General features: G+C 59.6%; 20 protein-coding genes and 1 tRNA gene. 9 read left to right on the top strand and 12 right to left on the bottom strand.

The features are described 5' to 3' along the window. The first annotated feature begins 26 nt into the window (after nt 1–26). Together C7C56_RS10015 and C7C56_RS10020 are read left to right on the top strand one after the other, a co-directional pair. Nucleotides 27–1331: a multidrug effflux MFS transporter gene (locus C7C56_RS10015; RefSeq protein ID WP_106757284.1), complete on the top strand. Its 1305-nt coding sequence runs from the start codon at nt 27–29 to the stop codon at nt 1329–1331. A 127-nt stretch (nt 1332–1458) separates the two neighbouring features. Beyond that, complete coding sequence (locus C7C56_RS10020; RefSeq protein WP_106757285.1) at nt 1459–3663, top strand: EAL domain-containing response regulator; 2205 nt, start codon at nt 1459–1461, stop codon at nt 3661–3663. Between the two features lie 179 nt (nt 3664–3842). Here C7C56_RS10020 and C7C56_RS10025 read toward each other — a convergent pair whose 3' ends face one another. Beyond that, a complete protein-coding gene (locus tag C7C56_RS10025; RefSeq protein ID WP_106757286.1) occupies nt 3843–4706 on the bottom strand; it encodes a hypothetical protein in 864 nt (287 codons plus the stop codon). 324 nt (nt 4707–5030) lie between these two features. Further along, complete coding sequence (locus tag C7C56_RS10030; protein WP_106757287.1) at nt 5031–5441, bottom strand: PRC-barrel domain-containing protein; 411 nt, start codon at nt 5439–5441, stop codon at nt 5031–5033. A 401-nt stretch (nt 5442–5842) separates the two neighbouring features. On the opposite strand from C7C56_RS10030, the gene C7C56_RS10035 reads away from it, so the two are divergent. Next, complete coding sequence (locus tag C7C56_RS10035; protein WP_106757288.1) at nt 5843–6256, top strand: hypothetical protein; 414 nt, start codon at nt 5843–5845, stop codon at nt 6254–6256. A 117-nt stretch (nt 6257–6373) separates the two neighbouring features. Here the strand turns inward: C7C56_RS10035 and ahpF are convergent, their stop codons facing one another. The 5 genes from ahpF to C7C56_RS10060 form a co-directional block, all read right to left on the bottom strand. Then, the gene (gene ahpF / locus C7C56_RS10040; RefSeq protein WP_106757289.1) at nt 6374–7969 is read right to left on the bottom strand and encodes an alkyl hydroperoxide reductase subunit F; all 1596 of its coding nucleotides are present in this window, start codon (nt 7967–7969) and stop codon (nt 6374–6376) included. Nucleotides 7970–8072: 103 nt separating this feature from the next. Continuing rightward, nucleotides 8073–8636 (bottom strand): alkyl hydroperoxide reductase subunit C, encoded by a 564-nt coding sequence (ahpC, locus tag C7C56_RS10045; protein WP_106757290.1) that lies wholly within the window; start codon nt 8634–8636, stop codon nt 8073–8075. A gap of 126 nt (nt 8637–8762) precedes the next feature. Further along, the gene (locus tag C7C56_RS10050; protein ID WP_106757291.1) at nt 8763–10346 is read right to left on the bottom strand and encodes a methyl-accepting chemotaxis protein; all 1584 of its coding nucleotides are present in this window, start codon (nt 10344–10346) and stop codon (nt 8763–8765) included. Between the two features lie 408 nt (nt 10347–10754). Beyond that, entirely contained in the window at nt 10755–11228 is a 474-nt protein-coding gene (locus tag C7C56_RS10055) for an IS1096 element passenger TnpR family protein (RefSeq protein ID WP_106757292.1), read from the bottom strand. 655 nt (nt 11229–11883) lie between these two features. Beyond that, the gene (locus C7C56_RS10060) at nt 11884–12564 is read right to left on the bottom strand and encodes a hypothetical protein (RefSeq protein ID WP_146204387.1); all 681 of its coding nucleotides are present in this window, start codon (nt 12562–12564) and stop codon (nt 11884–11886) included. Between the two features lie 165 nt (nt 12565–12729). Between C7C56_RS10060 and C7C56_RS28090 the strand changes: the two genes are divergently transcribed. Together C7C56_RS28090 and C7C56_RS10065 are read left to right on the top strand one after the other, a co-directional pair. Then, nucleotides 12730–13065: a hypothetical protein gene (locus C7C56_RS28090; protein ID WP_106757294.1), complete on the top strand. Its 336-nt coding sequence runs from the start codon at nt 12730–12732 to the stop codon at nt 13063–13065. Between the two features lie 23 nt (nt 13066–13088). Further along, nucleotides 13089–13162: transfer RNA gene (locus tag C7C56_RS10065), tRNA-Gly, on the top strand. Nucleotides 13163–13216: 54 nt separating this feature from the next. Here the strand turns inward: C7C56_RS10065 and C7C56_RS29740 are convergent. Genes C7C56_RS29740 through C7C56_RS10085 form a run of 5 tightly spaced genes read right to left on the bottom strand, consistent with a single transcriptional unit; the run spans nt 13217 to nt 15356 of the window. Then, nucleotides 13217–13564, bottom strand: coding sequence for a site-specific integrase (locus C7C56_RS29740; RefSeq protein ID WP_441295171.1), 348 nt, complete (start codon nt 13562–13564; stop codon nt 13217–13219). A 38-nt stretch (nt 13565–13602) separates the two neighbouring features. Then, nucleotides 13603–14043 carry a site-specific integrase gene (locus tag C7C56_RS29745; protein WP_229458548.1) on the bottom strand — a complete coding sequence of 147 codons (441 nt, stop codon included), beginning with the start codon at nt 14041–14043 and terminating at the stop codon, nt 13603–13605. After that, a complete protein-coding gene (locus C7C56_RS10075; protein ID WP_106757295.1) occupies nt 14015–14479 on the bottom strand; it encodes a T6SS effector amidase Tae4 family protein in 465 nt (154 codons plus the stop codon). Before C7C56_RS10075 ends, C7C56_RS29745 begins: the two co-directional genes overlap by 29 nt. After that, a complete protein-coding gene (locus tag C7C56_RS10080; RefSeq protein WP_106757296.1) occupies nt 14476–14865 on the bottom strand; it encodes a Rap1a/Tai family immunity protein in 390 nt (129 codons plus the stop codon). Before C7C56_RS10080 ends, C7C56_RS10075 begins: the two co-directional genes overlap by 4 nt. Next, the gene (locus C7C56_RS10085) at nt 14865–15356 is read right to left on the bottom strand and encodes an Hcp family type VI secretion system effector (RefSeq protein ID WP_106757297.1); all 492 of its coding nucleotides are present in this window, start codon (nt 15354–15356) and stop codon (nt 14865–14867) included. Before C7C56_RS10085 ends, C7C56_RS10080 begins: the two co-directional genes overlap by 1 nt. Nucleotides 15357–16577: 1221 nt before the next feature. On the opposite strand from C7C56_RS10085, the gene C7C56_RS10090 reads away from it, so the two are divergent. Genes C7C56_RS10090 through C7C56_RS28100 form a run of 4 tightly spaced genes read left to right on the top strand, consistent with a single transcriptional unit; the run spans nt 16578 to nt 19774 of the window. Further along, a complete protein-coding gene (locus tag C7C56_RS10090; protein WP_106757298.1) occupies nt 16578–17411 on the top strand; it encodes a DNA adenine methylase in 834 nt (277 codons plus the stop codon). Nucleotides 17412–17414: 3 nt separating this feature from the next. Further along, a complete protein-coding gene (locus C7C56_RS10095; protein ID WP_106757299.1) occupies nt 17415–18314 on the top strand; it encodes an HTH domain-containing protein in 900 nt (299 codons plus the stop codon). A 12-nt stretch (nt 18315–18326) separates the two neighbouring features. After that, complete coding sequence (locus C7C56_RS28095) at nt 18327–19220, top strand: DUF5919 domain-containing protein (protein WP_146204388.1); 894 nt, start codon at nt 18327–18329, stop codon at nt 19218–19220. Continuing rightward, nucleotides 19217–19774, top strand: coding sequence for a nicotinate-nucleotide adenylyltransferase (locus C7C56_RS28100; protein ID WP_146204389.1), 558 nt, complete (start codon nt 19217–19219; stop codon nt 19772–19774). The genes C7C56_RS28095 and C7C56_RS28100 overlap by 4 nt, the downstream gene beginning before the upstream one ends. The last annotated feature ends 136 nt before the right edge of the window (nt 19775–19910 follow it).

Below are 19910 nucleotides of genomic sequence, written 5' to 3' on the forward strand. Positions count from 1 at the left end.
AGTAGAGAATAGGAGAAGCAGCCGACATGCTCCCATCACCGCCGCCCGACCTGCCGCCGGACCCGGTCGTTCCGATTCCGCAGCCCCCCGAGCACAAGGTGGTGATGCTGAGCATGGGCGGGCTGGCGACCCTGCTGGCCGCGCTGGCGATGCTGGGGCCGTTTTCGATCGACGCCTACCTGCCGGCCTTCCCGAACATCATCGCCTCGCTCGGCGCGACCCCGATCGAGGTCCAGCAGACGCTGACCGCCTTCATGCTCGCGTTCGCGGCCATGGTGCTGTGGCACGGCGCGCTGTCCGATTCGTTCGGGCGCCGCAACGTGGTGCTGGTCGCGCTGCTCGTGTTCGCGGTCGGCACCTTCGGCTGCGCGTCGGCCCATTCGGTGCACTACCTGTGGATCTTCCGGATCATGCAGGGCGTCTCGGCCGGGGCCGGGGTGGTGGTCGGGCGCGCGATCATCCGCGACCTGTACGCCGGCGCCCCGGCGGCGCGCCTGCTGTCGATGGTGACGATGATCTTTTCGATCGCGCCCGCCATAGCGCCCGTGTTCGGCGGCTGGATCGTGACCTGGTTCGACTGGCGCGCGATCTTCCTGGCGATCCTGGCCTACACCGTGCTGCTGTTCGTGTTTTGCTACAAGCACCTGCCCGAGACCATCGCGCCTTCAAAGCGCCAGCCGTTCAACCCGCGCTACCTGGCGCGCAATTACGGCGAGATCCTCGGCTCGCCCCTGTTCCACCTGAAGGCCGGCATCATCGCCTTCAATTTCGCCGGCCTGTTCCTGTTCATCGCGGCCGCGCCGGTCATGCTGCCCGTGCACCTCGGCCTCGGGCCGCACCAGTTCGCATGGCTGTTCATCCCCTCGGTGGCCGGCATCTTCCTCGGCGCGCTGGTGGCCAACCGGCTTGCCGGCAGGCTCAGCTTCGGGCGCCAGATCGGGATCGGTTTCGGCTTCCTGCTGGCCGCCGCGCTGTTCAATGTGCTCTACCACGTGTTCCTGCCGCCGGCGCTGCCGTGGACCGTGGCGCCGATGTTCTTCTTCACCTTCGGCAGTTCGATCATCGCCCCGAGCGCGACCCTGCTCGCGCTCGACCTGTTCCCGCACATCCGCGGCACCGTCGCCTCGTGCCAGTCGTTCGCGGTGACCATGTTGGGGGCGATCGTGGCCGGCGTGATCGCGCCGTTCCTGTCGCATTCGGTGTTGTGGCTTGCGGCCGGCCAGCTCGGCTTCGGACTGGCCTCGCTGTTGTGCTGGATCGGCTCGCGCCACCTGCGCCGGCGGCTCACTGGCAGGGCCGGCGACGCCCCCCGCGAAACGGCGGAGCTGTGATGCCTTTATGCTAATATGACTTTTTTTTGAATCCGCCCGCCATGCCGGCGCGCCTTTCCCGCACGATGCACCAACCTGACCATGCCAGCCGTCGCCCGCTGACCGCAAGCGCGCACGGGGCCCCCCTTTGAAGCACGCGCTCAGCGCCGCCGCGCCCGGCCAGCCGATTTCACTGTTCGAGCGCGAATCGCTGCCGCGCATTTTGCTGGTCGATGGCGAGCCTAGCCTGCTGTCGTCCGTGCTGGCCCTGCTCGGGCAAAAAAACTACCAGATCGTCACCGCCACCCGCGGCGAGCAGGCGCTGGCCGAACTGAGCAAGCTGCACTTCGACCTGGTCCTGCTCGAACTCGAGCTGCCCGACATGAGCGGGCACCAGATCATGGACTTCATCAGCGAGCGCTGGATCGACGCCGACGTGATCGTCATGAGCGGCGGGGTCGGCATCGACGCGGCCATCGGCGCGCTGCGGCGCGGCGCCTACGACTTCCTGCGCAAGCCGTGCAGCCGCGAGCAGATCCTGCGCACGGTCGGCAACGCGCTGCAAAAGCGGCGCCTGGCCCAGGCCAACGCGCGCATCGCCTCGCAGCTCGAAAAATCGGAAAAGCTTTACCGCTACCTGGTCGACAGCTCGCCCGACATCATCTACACGCTCAACAACGAGGGCCGCTTCACCTTCGTCAACGACCGCGCCTGCCAGCTGCTCGGGTTCGCGCGCGGCGAGCTGCTCGGCAAGCACTATTCGATCCTGGTGCACGAGGCCGACCTCGAACGCGCGCGTTATGTGTTCAACGAGCGCCGCGTCGACGAACGCGCCTCGCGCAATGTCGAACTGCGCCTCAAGTGCCAGCAGGAGGGCGCCGACGAGCGCACCTTCAACACCACCCTGGTGACGATCTCGCTCAACGCGATCGGCATGCACGTGCCCGACCACGCGCTCAACAAGCTCGCGTTCTTCGGCACCTACGGCGTGGCGCGCGACATCAGCGAACGCAAACGGGCCGAGGAGGTCATCTCCTACCAGGCCTACCACGACATCCTGACCGACCTGCCCAACCGCGTGCTGTTCAAGGACCGGCTCGGACTGGCGATCATTCAGGCCAAGCGCCGGGCCGCGCCGCTGGCGGTCATGTTCATCAACCTCGACCGCTTCAAGCTGGTCAACGACACGCTCGGCCACGTCAAGGGCGACGAGCTGCTGCAGCAGGTCGCGCTGCGCCTCAGGCACGGCCTGCGCCAGGGCGACACGCTGGCGCGCCAGGGCGGCGACGAATTCGCGATCGTGCTGCCCGAGCTGGCCGACCGCGCGGCCGCCAGGTCGATCGCCGACGGCTTTCTGGCCTGCCTGCAGCAGCCTTTCGACCTCGAGGGCCACCAGCTGCACGTCTCCGCGAGCATCGGCATCGCGGTCTATCCCGAGGACGGCGAGTCGGTCGACGAACTGCTGCACCACGCCGACATCGCGATGTACCAGGTCAAGTCGTTCGGCAAGAACGGCCACGGTTTCTATCACAGCTCGATGCTCGACGTGTCGCACCAGAAGATCGCGCTCGAACAGAGCCTGCGCAAGGCGCTCGAGCAGAACGAGCTCGAGATGTATTACCAGCCGCAGGTCGACATCGTCACCGGGCGCGTCACGGGCGCCGAGGGCCTGATGCGCTGGAACCATCCGCAGCGCGGCATGCTCGCCGCCGGCGAGTTCCTGCCATTCGCCGAGGACAACGGCCTGATGCTGCCGATCACCGACTGGATGCTCGGCGTGCTGTGCCGCGACCTGCAGCGCTGGAACGCGGCCGGCGGCGAGGCGATGCGGCTGTCGCTCAACCTGTCGCCCCAGTGCCTCGACCGCGGCGATTTTTTCGAGAAGATGCGCGCCGCGCTGGCGCTCCACGCGATCGCGCCTGCCCAGATCGAGGTCGAGATCACCGAGAACATCTGCATCCGCAATCCGCAGGTCGCGATCGAGCAGCTCAACAAATTGTGCCAGCTCGGGGTCTCGGTCGCGATCGACGATTTCGGCACCGGGTATTCGTCCCTGTCATACCTGCACCGCTTCCCGATCAACACGATCAAGATCGACCAGTCGTTCGTGCGCGAGGTCAGCGACAGCGAGGGCCACTATCCGGTCATTTTGGCGATCATTTCGATCGCGCGCGGCCTGGGGCTCAACCTGATCGCCGAGGGCGTCGAGACCGAGGCCCAGGCGCGCTACCTGGAGGCGAATGGCTGCCTGACCATGCAGGGATATCTGTACCACCATCCGGTCTCGCTGGCCGAATTCATCGGCGTGATCGAGCGCGATGCCGGCGCCGCGCCGGCGGCCGCGCGCGCCTAGGCACTGACGCCGGCGCGCCCAGGCGCGGTTTTTTTCGCGCGCCCCCAACCCACGCCCCCTCGTCCGCCGTGGCTCGGAATGCGCCACCGGCGGCGCGCCGGCCATGTGGCGCAGGCCGGCTCGCGGCTGTGAAATGCGTTTATTCGGCACGCCCCGCCTGCCGGCGCGGTGCTGGCCTGCTAGCCGAGCAATTGCCCCAGCATGCGGGCCAGCGGATCGACCACGTCGTCATCGGTCCAATAGGACGAGTGCGCGCTTGGATTCCAGCTTTTGAGGATGAAGTTGATGGCGCCGTTGCCCGAGTTGATGGCGCGGTCCTCGACCAGCGCGCGGTAGCCGGCCGAGAGCGGCTGCAAGGGCCAGCCGAGCACGTCGTCGGGATCGTACAGGTTGAGCCACTTGAAACCGTTGCGCGGCGGATCGATCGGCCTGATATGCATTTCCTTGCAGGCGGCCACGAAGATCGGGATGTTGCAGCCGGTGCTGATCCAGCCGATGCAATTGTCGCCGCGCAGGAAGTTTTTTTCATCGGGGGTGAGCCCGCCCGGCCCGGAGATGTTTCTCAGGGTGTGGTCGGGGTCCTTCCACACGCCGGCCGAGACGGTGCCGCCGCGCCGTTTCTTTTGCGCGTCGTACAGATAATTCGACAGCACCTGCCCGCCCAGCGAGTGGGTCAGAAAGACGACCTGGGTGTCCTTGTGGTTGGCCCGCCGCGCCTGGAGCAGGGCGCGCGCGATGTCCACCTGCGCGAGCTCGTAGACCGAGGCGTCATCGTCCTTGCGGCTCTCGAGGCCGGCCGCGTCGCCAAAGCCGAACAGCAGGAACTTGCGCAATGCGTCGTAATGCACCTTGCTGTGCTCGTCGATCCGGGTCCAGATCTCGCGCTGGTTGGCCTGCATTTCTTCTTGGTAGTAGACGGGGCGCACGTCGACCGCGTCGAGCAGGCTGCCCATTTTCTTGCGCAGCGGCTTGAGGATTTCTCCGGCGTAGTCTGGGGGTGTCTCACCCATGCCGTGCAAGGTGATCAGTGCGACGTTTTTCATGCTGCTTCCTCCGCGCGGCGTGGGGCGCCGGCTGCTGTCCTGTGTAGGTCCAGTTTGCCAGATTGCTTGCTCGGTCGGAAGGGAATTGTTGGTGGCGCGCATCGGCTGGCGGGCGCTGCCGGGTGGTGCCCTTGTGGTGAACCGGGGCTATCCGCCACAAGGTGGTGTCAGCGTTTGAAAATAAAGATCAGGATGATCACGAGGACGATGGTTCCGATTCCGATATACATATTGAACTCCTTTTTTTGGTGGTTTGAAGTCGCGCGTGATTCTGCAAAAAATGGCGCGGTGCCGGCGGCGCGGCACCGCGCCGATCTTATGTATTTAGATCGGTGGATCCTGATACGCCTTGGTGCCGTAGTACGCGTGCAGCTGGTTGACCCATGCGGCATCGGTCATGTCGGGCCATGCGTCCTGGTCGAAGCCTGGCGCGTTGGCGAGATGCTCTTTCTCGACGTCGAGCACGAAACCGTGGTTGCCGGTGTCGAGTGTCAGCGCGGTCCAGGGCACGGCGAACAATTTGTCGCCCAAGCCGAGAAAACCGCCGAACGACATGACCGCGTAGGCCACTTTGCCGGTGCGCATGTCGAGCATGATTTCCTTGATCTCGCCGAGCGCTTCTTCTTTTTTATTGATGACGTTATTCCCGGTCAGGGTGTTTGCGCCCATCAGGTACGGGCCTGGGCCCTTGTGCGCTTTGTAGATGCCCATTGTGTCACGGTCCAGATAGCTCATTTTTTATTCTCCTGTAAAACCACCAGAGTAGACCTTGCAAAACAGAAAGTCCGTTCGGAGACGAACATAGCCGTTGTGGCTTGCCGGGTGCGCCAAACGCGGTCGCCCTGGCTTGCCGCGCGCCGTGCTGACCGGCCGGCCACTTCGCCCGTCGTGGCCGGAAGCGGACGCCCATGGCGCGGTTGGTGAAAACAAACGGCGCCATGCCGGTGTTGATGCCGTTCGCAATGCATGTATGCATGGGGAGGCGCAAAAACGTATGTATCAGAAATAAAAAATATCCTCTTCAGGATCGCGCAAGAGCGGCTATATTGAAGGCTAGCGCGATCCAACAGAGAGATCTCGCTGATGAGTTAACACTGGGTTTTTTATTGAGTTAATGAGGTACTTCAGGAGGCTATATGAAACAAATTTTGCTACTGTCTTTGCTGGCAGGGCTGTCACTGACGGCGACCGCGCAGAGCGCACAAGACACATCCGTCTATATCCGCGGCTATGACGCGCCCGCCAAAACCTATCCCGTGTACCTGACCAATTTCGACCGGTACAAGGGCGCCTACGATTTGTCGAACGGCGAGGTGCTGAGCCTGCGCCAGCACGGCCGGCAAATGTTCGCCACCGTGGGAGACCGGCCCGAGAAAGAGCTCGTCGCCATCTCGCGCAACGTCTTCGTCTTGAAAGACAAAGGCCTCAAAATGGCGCTGCGCCGCGACGACGGCGAGGTCAAGGGAGAAGTGTTGCTGCGTGAGCCCAGCATGGCGCTGGGCCAGGCCGGCAACGGCGCCGGCCACCTGCGGATGGCGGTGGGGCGCTAGCGCCACCGGCGGCGACGCTTTGCGGCGGGTTGCCCGGCGCCCGCCGCCGCCTGTCGGCCGGCGGGCGCCGGCCCCGTGGCCGCCGCCAAGGTGCGCCCGGCGCGCCCACTCAGACGCTCAGGCCGCCACGGCCTCCTCGGCCGGTTCGGCGCGCGCCTCCACGGGCTGGCGGATCAGATAGTCGAACGCGCTCAGCGCGGCCTTGGAGCCTTCTCCCGCGGCGATCACGATCTGCTTGTACGGCACCGTAGTCACGTCGCCGGCCGCGAACACCCCGGGCAGGCTGGTGTGGCACTTGGCGTCGACCACGATCTCCCCGAACTTGCTCAGTTCCAGCGTCCCTTTGAGGAACTCGGAATTGGGCACCAGGCCGATCTGCACGAACACGCCCTCGATCGCCGCATGGTGGACCTGCCCGCTTAGCCGGTCGCGGTAGCTGATGCCATCGACCTTTTGGCCGTCGCCCGTGATTTCGGTGGTCTGGGCATTGACATGGATAGTGACGTTGCCCAGGCTTTTAAGCTTGTTGACTAGCACCGCGTCGGCCTTGAGCGCGTCGGAGAATTCGATCACCGTCACGTGCCGCACCAGGCCGGCCAGGTCGATGGCGGCCTCGATGCCGGAGTTGCCGCCGCCGATCACGGCCACGCGCTTGCCCTTGAACAGGGGGCCGTCGCAGTGCGGGCAATACGCCACGCCCTTGTTCTTGTATTCGGACTCGCCGGGGACGTTGACGTTGCGCCACCGGGCGCCGGTCGAGACGATCACGCTGCGCGAATGGAGCACGCCGCCGTTCTCCATGTGCACCGCGACCAGTCCGCCCGGCGTCGCGGCCGGCACGATGCGCTCGGCCCGTTGCAGGTTCATGATGTCGACGTCGTAGTGGCGCACCTGCGCCTCGAGCGCGAGCGCGAATTTGGGGCCGTCGGTCTCGAGCACGGAAATGTAGTTTTCGATCGCCATGGTGTCGTTGGTCTGGCCGCCGAAGCGCTCGGCCGCCACGCCGACACGGATGCCCTTGCGCGCCGCGTACACGGCGGCCGCCGCGCCGGCCGGGCCGCCACCGACAATGAGCACGTCGAAGGGCGCTTTTTCGTTGAGCCTGGTCGCCTCGCGGTCGGCGGAATTGACGTCCAGCCGGGCGACGATTTCCTCGAGCGTCATGCGGCCGGAACCGAACAGGGCGTCGTCCTTGAACACCATCGGCACCGCCATGACCTGGCGCGCTTCGACTTCGGACTGGTACATGCCGCCGTCGATGACCACGGTATTGATATTCGGGTTGTAGATCGCCATGAGGGCGGCCGCCTGCACCACGTCGGGGCAGTTGTGGCAGGACAGGGACATGTAGACCTCGAACTCGCCGCCATCGAGGCCCTTGATCTGCGCGAGCACCTCGTCGGACACTTTGGGCGGATGGCCGCCGGTCCAGAGCAGGGCCAGCACCAGCGAGGTGAACTCGTGCCCCAGGGGAATCGCGGCGAAGCGCACGCCGCGTGTTTCGCCCTGTTTGGCGACGACGAACGACGGCGTACGGCGGTCGGCGCCGGATTCGTCGACGCTGACCTTGTCGGACAGGCCTGCGATATCGGCCAACAGCGCGCGCATTTCGGCGCTCTTGGCGCTGTCGTCAAGCGCCGCGATGAGCGTGATCGGGGTGCGCAGGTTTTGCAAATAGGCCTGCAACTGCGTTTTCAAGGTGGCGTCGAGCATGTCTGTGTCCGTAAATTAATGCCTTGATTCACACCGCGGGGCCCGCCGAACGGACCCCGGGGCGCGGCGGCGCGCCAAGGCGCGCGCCGCCGCGAGGTGCCGATTAGATCTTGCCGACCAGATCGAGCGATGGGGTCAGCGTCTTGGCGCCTTCGTTCCACTTGGCGGGGCAGACCTGGCCTGGATTCGCGGCGACGAACTGGGCGGCCTTGAGCTTGCGCAGGGTTTCCTTGACGTCGCGCGCGATGGCGTTGTCGTGGATTTCGAGCGTCTTGATGACGCCGTCGGGGTTGACGATGAAGGTGCCGCGCAGTGCCAGGCCTTCTTCTTCGATGTGCACGCCGAAGCCGCGCGTGAGCGTGTGGGTCGGGTCGCCCACCAGCGGGAACTGGGCCTTGCCGACCGCCGGCGAGGTTTCGTGCCACACCTTGTGCGAGAAGTGGGTGTCGGTGGTGACGATGTACACCTCGGCGCCGGCCTTTTGGAACTCGGCGTAGTTGTCGGCGGCGTCTTCGACTTCGGTCGGGCAGTTGAAGGTGAAAGCGGCGGGCATGAAAATGATGACGGACCACTTGCCTTTGAGGGTTTCGTTGGAAACTTCGACGAATTTGCCGTTGTGGAAAGCTTGCGTCTTGAAAGCGGGAACTTGCGTATTGATCAGTGACATGGGAGGCTCTCGTGTGCTGTGTGCTGGTTAAGAAAAACTATCGAATGAGAAAAACTCATTGGGATCATGATACAACGAGATGTCCCGGCGCCTGATTGGTTGTTTCAATCGCTGTGATTGAAAATGCTATTGACGGGCTGGCGCGGACGGCGCGACGCGGTCGGGGCCGGCTCCGCGCCACGCTTGTGCAAGGTTTTTTGGGGAGATGCCGCCCGGTACCGGGCGACAGGCTTCTAGTTGACGCCGGGCAGGCGCAAGCGGCGCCGCCTGTGGCAGGGACTGCGTGGCGGGCCCGGTCTCGAGCTTGAATGCCGCCACGAGCGAGGTCAGGTGCTGCGCCTCGTCGGCAAGGGCGTCGGCCGCCGCCGCGACCTCCTGCACCAGCGCCGCGTTGTGCTGGGTGTTTTCGTCGAACTCGACGATCGCCTGGTTGATGCGCGCGATGCCGTCGTTCTGCTGCTGGCTGGCGTTGCTCATCTCCGCCATGATCGCGGTCACGCGCTGCACGCTGTCGACCACCTGCAACATGGTCGAACCGGCCTCGTCGACCAGGCGGCTGCCGCTTTCCACCGTCTGCACCGTATTGCCGATCAGTTCCTTGATCTCCTTGGCCGCCGCCGCCGAGCGGTGCGCCAAAATGCGCACCTCGGCCGCCACCACGGCGAAGCCCCGGCCTTGTTCGCCGGCGCGCGCCGCTTCCACCGCCGCGTTCAGCGCGAGGATATTGGTCTGGAACGCGATGCCGTCGATGACGCTGATGATGTCGACGATCTGGCGCGACGAGGCATTGATCTTGCCCATCGTCGCCACCACCTCGCGCACCGCTTCGCCGCCTTTGAGCGCGACGCCCGATGCGTTGTGCGCGAGCGCGTTGGCCTGGCGCGCGCTCTCGTTATGCTGGTCGACGGTGGCCGCCAGCCGTGCCATCGAGGCGACGGTCTGCTCGATGCTGCCGGCCTGGCGATCGGTGCGGCGCGACAGTTCGGCGTTGCCGTGCGCGATCTCGGCGGAGGTGCCGGCGATCGACGTGGCGCCCTCGCGCATGCCGGCGACGGCATCGCGTATCGTCGCCAGCATCGCCAGCAGGGAACGCGCGAGCCGGCTTGGCGGCTCGGCGTCGGCGGCCGACAGGTCGATGCGGCCATCGACCGCCGCCAGCGCCGAGACGATGCCCTCCAGCTCCGCCGCCTGCCGCGCGGCGCGGCGCAGTATGTTGGCAAGGAAAATCAACACGCCCGCCTCGGCCACCACGTAGGCGACATGGATGAACACGGTCGACAACTGCGGCCGCGTGAAGCAATACAGGGCGTACTGCCATTGCTGCAGGTAATGGAAGCTCAGGTGGTGCAGGGCGATGGTGAGGGCGGCCACCACGATCGGGCGCCAGTCGAAGTAGGCCAGCAGGAAAGCCAGATAGACGAAAATGCCGAAGTGCAGTTCGGTCAAACCCTTGCCCTGGTGGATGTTCAGCGCCGCGAACACCATCAGGCAAAATGCCACGAGGCAGCGCATCAAGGGCGTGCCGGCGGCGCCGCGGTACAGAATGCTTGGCAGCACGGCGGCGGGCAGCCCCACCGCCAGCGTCAGCATCCAAGTATCGTTGATGCCGGCGAGTGCAAACGAGAACAACTGCAGCGCCCAGAGCACGCACAGCATCAACCGAGCCGCCCGCGCGGACATTGCCTGTGATGCGTCGTGAAGGTTTTTCATGAAGTGCTCCCGGATAAAGGCACCGCGCTTGTGGCGCGCCCCAGCCTTGTTTGGATAAGTTGGTCTGGTCCGGCTCCCGGAGAGCGGGGCGGGCTCGTTGCGAGCACAACTCAATTTTCCTTCGGAAATCTGCGGGCTGCGATTTTCCGTCAACCACGACAACGCCGGGGAGGCGGGGACCAAAAGCGCCCCGTTGTGTCGTTCGTGGAAATTTGTCAAACAGGCCCGAAGGCGGAATGCGGATGTGGCGGGTGTGGCTCAAACCAAGGAGTTAATAGCCATCACATATTCGACCCCAACTTGGTCTTGGAAAGTTTTTGATGTTTTCATAAGAGCCAGCAGGTGAGCCACGGCGTCGAACCTTGGCGGCGTCCTGCGAAAAGCGGACTTTCGGCGAAAATTATTGGTTCAATCGCAGCTTGATTCTTCCTTGTCGTCGCCGTCCCAATCCTCATCATCACCGAACTCCTTCGGCTTCAAGCCTGTTTCGGACACGATGCATGGATACTCGATTTCCGGCTGCCGCTTTGTTTCCTTGCCACGCTTGGTAATCTGAAAACACCAAGACGCGCCGAAGTCGTAAAAAAAGTACAACTTCTTGTGCTTCGGCAGAGGAAAGACTGCGGATAGCCGCATGTCCATCACGTGGGCATCGTCGTCGTCCCATTCACCATTTGGCGTGAACCAGGTTTTTCTGCCGCGCGGGCCGTTTGCAAGATAGAACACGGCGAGGTGATCGCCGTCGAAATCGACCATCCCAAGGATATGCGACGCCAAGTCGCCCAGCGTCAACTCGACCGGCGCCTCGATCATGAACCGATATGGCCCTTTAAGATGCATACCGCCGACGCATTCGATGGACAAGGTGAAAATTCCGCTCATAGCCTTTGCTCTTCAATTTGGAAAAACCGTGTACATCAACAGTGCCCTTAAACAGTCCTCATCTGAGGCGGACGTCTACAGGCGTGTGCGATGCGCGCGAGAGCCACTCTCGCGCGGGCGGCGAAAGCGTGCATGTCAGGCGCTGGTGCCAGATTGTACGCAATGATCATCAATCCGGAATAGCCCTTGTGCCTTGTGCGTTAAGCGGGGGCGCTCCGGGGCGAGCGCAGCCAATTGTTGTGTGCCGAAAACGGGCCACGTCACGGAAAGGGCTGCGGTGCGACTGTGAGCACGCCCGCAGTGGCTGCTGCGAAGCCATCGCGCCTCAAGCAAGCGGCCATCCTATTTTCCACCACACCTGCCGCCTTAAATAATTGTCAAACAGCGTGAAACCCGCGTAGAATGCGGGTGTCGCGGGTGTAGCTCAATGGTAGAGCAGAAGATTCCCAAGCCCCGCCACATCAAGAACAACCACTGTTCATGCGGGCTTTCCCCGCGCAGAGATAGCACATCACCAAAAGCTCCACGCTAATCAACGAGTTAGCAGCCATCACATTTTCCATCATACCTTGGTCCGAAATAGCTCCTGATGTATCCTCGCGAGCATCGAGCAATTTTGTCTGCGAATTTCTAACTCACCACACTGCTGGCAGGCTTATTTCCGCATCTTGGCGTAGACCTTGAAAAGATAGTGAGATAGGTACACGAGCACCGGAAGCGCGAGCAGGTTCGCTACCAGCATTTCTTCGTCCCATTGGTGAAATTGAAAGCCAACTAGCTCGAAATAAATCTCGGTACGCAACAAAACCCACACGCACCAAGCCACGCTGACGGCTCGGAACAGCCGGGCCTTCTCCGTCGTCCCGATGACGAAATTGACCAGCCAGCCGGTCCCTGAGTGACTTACTCGCACCTTGTTCAGCGCTTGGCTCATTTGGGCGGTCTCGACTTCCCAGTCGTGCTTTCGCTTGGAAGCTATCTCGCTATCGCTGGCAAACATGCGGTCAAAGGCATCCATCACCGCTTCTGGCGGCTTGTGTTTGGCCCGCGCCCTGGCCTCGGGATGCGCAAAGGCCATGTCAAACGACTTTTGTAATTGAAACGACGGCGCCACCCCGATAGACAGGTACGCCAAGTAGCCGCGCCTGTACAAGACTTCCGATTGCGCGGTGAGCTCGCCAATATCTTGCCCCAGCCATGCAAACACAGTCTTCAAGTCAGTCTGTATCGAGGGAGCGCAGCTAGACTTCCTATACTGGTCGAGCATGATTTCAAGGGGGAGAAATCCCATTTCAGCGCGCACATCTTCCTCGCTGCCATTAGTCATCGCGCTCATCAACCTATTCTTGCGGTCCACGGTCATTTCTGTTGCTCAAGTATTTGATTAAAAACATTCTATCGCGAGGATGACACCGGGGGGGAACTTCCTTGTCGCGCCCAAATCATTGCCTGATATCTACCTGAATCCGTGTAGGCATCACGCCCGGCAGTTCGCACCCGCGTGATCCTCATTTTTTTTGCGGGGTGGGACCTTTTTCACATCGGTTTCGCCGCCTTCGTCAGCGCCAACCAGCTGAATGTTAGCGGCGTCGGAAAAGCGCGGAAAAATGGCGTCGACTTCGCGCATTTTGATCCCTCGATGCGCCGATGCTCGCCTCGCATGCAAACGGGCTTCCACTGGGAAGAAGTGCTCAGTGTGTATATGCAAAGTAATCGACAGCACACCAGTCCGGCAATTGTGCACATAGTTATAGCGGAAACCCATCACACCTCGGAGGAAGCGGCCATGCCATTTTCCATCACACCTGCCATGTTCGAAATTTGTCAAACAGCGTGAAACCCGCGTAGAATGGGGATGTCGCGGGTGTAGCTCAATGGTAGAGCAGAAGCTTCCCAAGCTTACGACGAGGGTTCGATTCCCTTCACCCGCTCCAATGAAAACCTCAATATTGCGCGCCCCACAATTCGATGGCCGCTCCACAAAACGGCTATTTGGTCGGGTCCACGATCTTGCCTCGGCGCAGATAATGCCGCTGGGTCGTCTTGACGTTGTCGTGCCCGAGTAGGTCGCTGGCCGCCTGCTCGCCGCAGTCGTCCGACGTGTCATCCGCCGCGTTTGCACGAAGGTCATAGAACCAAAATCCCTTAATCGCTTCTGCCAAGACCGGATATTTCTCACCGGCTTTCTTGCGTGCATCGTCGAACTGGTTGCGCAGCACCGGCGCCGTCAGGCGCTTCCCATGCATATTGACCAGCAGGGCAGCCGTCACGATATTGTGCGTTGCCTTGCGTGCATCTATTCTTTTGATGAGGTCGGCCAGCCGGCCGCTGATCACGATCCGGAGCGGCTGATTCGTTTTCGCCTGGGTGACGATCAGATGGCCGTCATCAATGTCGAATGCGGCATCCGCAGGGCGTCAGCCGGGCGCTGGCCGGTTAGGTACGCGAGGTCCATCGCATCGCGCGGCGGCGCGCTGGCGCACGCGTAAACGGCGCCGTACACCTCATCCGTGATGTAGACCGTGCGCTTCGCGAGCGAATAGCCCTTTATCTGGCCGCCCTCGCGATGGCCGGCTGCACGACCCCGCCGCCGCTCATCATCAAAGTCCCGGTCGCGGTCGGCTGCATCGGCGTGCTGCCCGTGCGCCCGGTGCAGACCTTCGCGGTCGGTCGATATGTCAATGAGGTAACTCCCGCCAAAGCCGCACTTGCCGACGCCTCGGCTTGGAAACTCTACGCGGTTAGGCTCGAGGCGGCGATGTCGGGGTGCGATCCGGCGCCGCTTCCTACAAAACCGGCCAGAACCAAATTTCACGAGACTTGAAAAAGCAGGACATGGCGCAGGAATGAAACCCGTTACCGTCCGGCTTCACCAGGTCAATATGCCCCTGGGCCGTGCCATCGACCCCCCAAAAAGAAACAACGCCGGTTCTGTTTCCGATCCCCCGCGTTGCCGCGTCCTCGCTCTTGAAAATTTCCGGCTGGCCCCAACTCGCTTTGATCCACCTGGAGAGTTTCGCTTGAGACGGTTCGATGCTTTTTCCCTTCAGCGGGCCGGCCTTAACTTTGAGCCACCCCGGCACGGGCACGCCGGCCGAGTTAAGGGCAACACTCATCCGGATTGCGCACGTATCTCCAAACGCTTTGTGTGCCTTCAAATCAGGCCATCCGAGCTCGTCATAGAGCATTTCCCGCATGATCACATGCCGGAGCGGGTAGCCTTTGAACAAGAACGAAAAACTGGGCTTCATGGCGTTGTCCTCCGGACTGGGCAAGGAAAGAGTCGGCGCAGCGCGTCAACGACCAGCGGGCCAGCTCGGCCTTTCCTTTCCTCTGGTGTGAGTTTCGTAAGAGCGGCTGCAATGTCTTCGTTCAGTTCGTTGGACTTCCCGCCCACGTAGCACCAGGCCGCGCCCTCGGTCGCGTCCTTGACCCCGTCCATGAACCCCCGTGCCATCTGAAAATTGAGAACATCGCTGCCTTTGAGAAACGGATCATCACGCGGTCCAGGTGGTCCCACATAATCGCGTAGGAGCGTTTCCCCGGACACGGTGCCGAGATAGGGCCGGCCGGCCGGCGTTTCGGCCGCCTGGGCCGTCTGGACGATCACCAGGGCCACGAATAACGCCCGGCGCATTACGCGATCCTATTCGCGGCCGTATCCCAACCACCGGACGTGTTGCCGCCCGCGCCGCCCCCGACCTTCTGCTGTGTGTACCTCCATTTCACTTTGGAGAATTTAAGGGCGAGAGCTTCGGTCATGATGCTTCCGGCTGCAATGCTCGGGGCGACGTGGCCGATTAGGACGTTTTCAAGCTCGAGCTCGTAATACTTGACCGGCACGCCGGCACCATCGGCGCGCATGAACTCGAATTTCGCTTTGGGGATTGTCTTACCGGCCGCGCAGGTTTGCGCCAGGATGGGTGACGTCAGGTCGGCCATCTTGACAAAACTGATGTCGGAGAGCTCGCAGCGCTCGGCCGTGTGGCCCCCGCCAGTCGAGGACGTGGCCGATCGTGGTTGCGATATGGACCAACTCACAGACTCGCACTCAATCCAACCTTGATGTTTCGAGTCGGTCGATTCCCCTTTGATGCCGTCGATTTGCAGATAGACGTCGATTGCCATATTTCCTCCGGTGTTGTGGGCCTGCACAATTCAGTATCGAATGTGCAAGCCGGGAGGGAATTGCGACTACTCAAGGATCTGTGTGTGGGTGCTGACGGTGGCCGCCAACAGGCCGGGTCGGGGCGGCGCGCGGCTGGCTGTATTTCGACTCATCCTCCTATGACCGAGGGCGGCGCGGGGGCGGTGTGCGCAAGCGTACGAATTTCGTCCGGCTGGTGGCCGGGGTGTCGAGCACAGGGGCGACACCCCTCGCGGTTGCACCACAAATGAAAATCGACCCGCATGGATAGTAGCCCTTGATGATCTCAATGCGGCAGCCATAAAGCTTACGGAGCGCGGTATGGTAGCGTGCCTGGATGAGACCGATCCTTTGCGCTGGCTGCTTTTTCGAGGATATCAGCGGTGAAAAATTTGATGCCGGATGGCAGCAGGACGCTAGAACGTGCCGTGCCAGCAACCAAGATCGAGGGAAGGATTTGTTGCCCGAATAGCTTCAGGAGGTCGAGCCACTTATATGGTGTGCCCTTCAGGCAGCCGTAGTAGAGGTTATAGCCATCGACATACATACGCGTTTTGAGTGGTAGCCCGGTTGTCGCTAGTGCCATCATTCCTCCCAGACGCGAGAAAACCGGCTTACGCCGGCTTTTTTTTCCGCACACCAGATGGTCAAGCCACACCGGTAACGCGGGTTAGTTGTTGGGCCAATTATACCCAAAAACGATCAATTTTCGCAGGGCGCCCGCGAAAATCCCGATGTGGCGCGCGTCAACAAAAGCTGGGCGCTGGTTCTCTGCTGGCCATCGGATCGAGCAGCAGCGGCTCGCGTGGGGCGGTGCCGACAACTCTACCTTTATGAGCCATCTCTTGCGGTTGCGCAAGCGCAGGCATGGGGTCTGGAGTCTGCGCGGCAGAGCCCGTGTCTGTTTGGTAGCACTGACCCTCCTGCCTTCATCGGATCGGGCAGCAGCGGCTCGCGTGGGGCGGGGCCGACAACTCTACCTTTATGAGCCATCTCTTGCGGTTGCGCAAGCGCAGGCATGGGGTCTGGAGTTTGCGTGGCAGAGCCCGTGTCTGTTTGGTAGCACTGACACTTGCCCTCCTGCCGGTAAAGATCCAGTTCTGAACTCAGGCCGACTACTGAGAAATTCGCCCATGCTTGCCAGTTGTTATTCAAATGCGTAGACTGCATTGCTGATTCTATTGCACAAGTTAAATATCTGAATGTTTTCTCAAATCGCAAGTCCGGATTGGACGCCGCCACTACCTTTTCTCCGCTGGGCTGGCGGGAAACGTTGGCTGAAATACTACTACGCCGACCTTTTTCCCAGTAAGGTCGACAGATACGTAGAGCCTTTCTTGGGAAGCGGAGCGGTTTTTTTCGGAATCGAAGCTAGCAGTGCTGTGCTTTCCGATACTAATATCGATTTGATAGATGCTTACCGAGCGATAAAAGAAGACTGGCAAAGTGTTGTGTCACAACTAGCCAAGCACGCGAGGAAACATTCTGAGGATTATTATTATGCACAACGCGCATCAATCCCACGTTTGCTGACTAACCGCGCTGCTCGTTTTATTTATTTGAATCGGACATGTTTTAACGGAATCTATAGGGTGAATCAGCGCGGTAAGTTTAATGTTCCAATTGGAACAAGATCCTCGGTTTTGCTTGATACAGATGATTTTGAGCGAGTTTCAAAACATCTTCAATCCGCGGAGCTTATTGCATCAGATTTCCAGTCAATTTTGCAGGCAACGTTTCCTGGTGATTTCGTCTTTGTCGACCCGCCTTATACTGTCGCACATAATACAAACGGATTCCTAAAGTATAACGAGAAAATTTTTAGCTGGGACGATCAGATCAGATTGCACAGTTCCCTTCAAGAGCTTTCCGGTCGTGGAGTTGATTTTATATTGACCAACGCGGACCACCCATCGATCGCCAACCTGTACTCCCATGATTTTTGTATTAATAGAGTGTCGCGTAACAGCAACATCGGTAGTCTCGTGGAGTGCCGAAATAGAATTACAGAATTGATAATCCGCCCAAAGAAATGACACATGTCCCAAATTGAACAAAAGTCATTCCTTGATCTTGCTGAAATAATATTGGCAGAGGTCAAAAAGCCACTATCCGCTCGAGAGATAGTTGCAATTGCCATGAGCCGAGGGTGGTTAAAAACTAGCGGTCAAACACCGTGGCAAACAATGAAGTCAAAACTTGCTATGGATGTGCTAAACAACGGTGAGAGTTCTCGCTTCCAACGCGCTTTTCAGGGTCTATTTACTCTACGGGACAGTGAAAGTGCAGAGTATATAGCAGCGAGATTTAAGAAGAATAAGATGGACGAAGATATTGCTGTTATTCGAGCTAGCGATCTTCATCTACTTATACCTCAGCCAGGCTATTTCCACTATGGTGTGAATCGCGGAAAACTCAATTCAATTGCGTTCAGTATGAGCCGAGGGGTAGCGGAGGAAGACTTTACTGTAATTCAACTAGTTTCTGTATTTCTTGTACATTACCGTGGTAAATTTTTAACGCATATGCGAAGTGCGCGGCTACCGGAGTCACGTCTACACGGCGAATATTCAATCATGTTGGGCGGACATGTGGCTATAGAGGATTTCGCTCAGCTTACGCTAGATCTTTTTGAAGAAGATTCCTTGTCTGATTGCTCCTATATTCTCCGTGAGTTAAGTGAAGAGCTAGTAATTCAAAGCGTTCCTAATGTATTGCCGTGCGGATATATTTACGACGATGTGCGGGAGGTAAGTAAGCAGCATCTAGGGCTTGTATATTTAGTAGACTTACAGAAGGAAAAATATGAAATCGGCGAGCGCGGATTTCTCATGAATTCGAAATTCGAAACGCCTATTCAGATCGAGGCAAGACTGGAGCAATTTGAAAATTGGTCCGTAACGTTACTTCACAATTTAGACCAAATGCTCAAAAAATAAAGAGGCAATTTTATGGCGGTCGAGTCATCATTTTTGGCAAAAGTTGTTTGGCGAGCAGGGCGCTTTCTTTTTTGGCTCTATAGAAAAATGGGGCTTAGTGATTTCGTTGCTTCACTCGCCTTGTTCACGTCGGCAGTAGTTCTCGGTTTGGTTTCGATATCATTGTTTTTTGAAGTGGTAAGAAATTCCTTAAAAATAAGCCCTGATGCCGTGCAGTTGACGCTATTAATTTCGCTGTCGCTGGGAGTGGCGGTGGGAATTTTCGGTGGCTTATATGTCTATCGCTTGCGGGTCATGGGGATATCCAGTGTGGATCCATCATCTGAGAGCGGCTTAGACTACCGCAGCGCGCTGTCTAAAGTGTCAGGAGGATTCGATTTCATGGGAGTTGGTGCATCGAAGTTGACTGAACAGAGACCGTACTTCGCAGAAGCGGTTGGTCGTATGAAGCAACAGCAACGGACGGTCAGAATATTGCTTTGTGACCCACGTTCTGAGGCGATTGGTGCACTGGAGCGACAAGCAGGCGTCGATATGGGGCGATATAGGACGAACGTAAAAAATTCTTTTTCCGAATTGCAGCATCTGCGCGGCCGTTTCAGGGGCGCACTTGAGATCCGCATGTATAACCCTGTGGATGAAACAGAGCTGCCTTCATTTCGCATGATGTTTCTTAACTCGGAGATATGCTTGGTATCGCCAGCCGTCCTTGGGGCTGCAAAGGAAGGACGTTTATTACCTCAACTACATTTGGTCGGGAAGATCCCGTTTGATTTGACACCAAATATTTATCATTCTTTCGAGCGCCTCTTCTCGCAGCAGTGGGCGAAGGCTGTGCCGATCGTGGACGTTGATTTTGAGGAAATCGCTCGCCTTAGCGTCACTCCCGCTGAAGGAGTAAAGTGAAACTGTCTGTTGCCACCGTCCATGGACGCTTTCAGCCCCCCCATCGTGATCACCTTGAGTACATGCTTGCAGCTTCAATCTTTACCAAGCACCTCATAATTGGAATTACGCAGCCGGACTCCGATGACCTCACGGATTGTCCAGAAGATCCGCATAGGGCGGAGCCCTCTGCTAACCCGCTTACTTATAGTGAACGTTGCGAAGCGATCGCGCAGATGCTATTGGCGGCCGGGCTCCTGTCCCAACAATTCTCATTTGTTAGATTCCCAATCGAGGTTCCGGACGATCTGCACCGCGCCCTTAGTACCGATGTTGTGTGCTTTACAACAATTCGTGACGAATGGAATCTTGTCAAGGTCGACCGATTGCGCGCGCTAGGGTATGACGTGAGAGTCTTGTGGGACCGTAGAAATGAACCAGGAATTCGGGGTACTGAAATTCGGCGAAAAATGAAAAACGGGGATGACTCTTGGGTACTGGAAGTTCCTGACGCCGTAGCAACTTTCCTTCGCGATTCCTCTATTCTTGGACGATTGCAGACTCATAAAAAATGAGATCACCTGGCAAAGATTCATTTTGTGGACGCTACGATGCGTCCGCGCCGCAGATAGGGGATTGTTGCTGCTCGAGTCGCGCCAGGTGATGGATCCATTCGTGATGTTCGCTACGACGTTTCAGTATGTATCGTCC

This window comes from Massilia glaciei (assembly GCF_003011895.2).
Lineage (GTDB): Bacteria > Pseudomonadota > Gammaproteobacteria > Burkholderiales > Burkholderiaceae_D > Telluria_A > Telluria_A glaciei.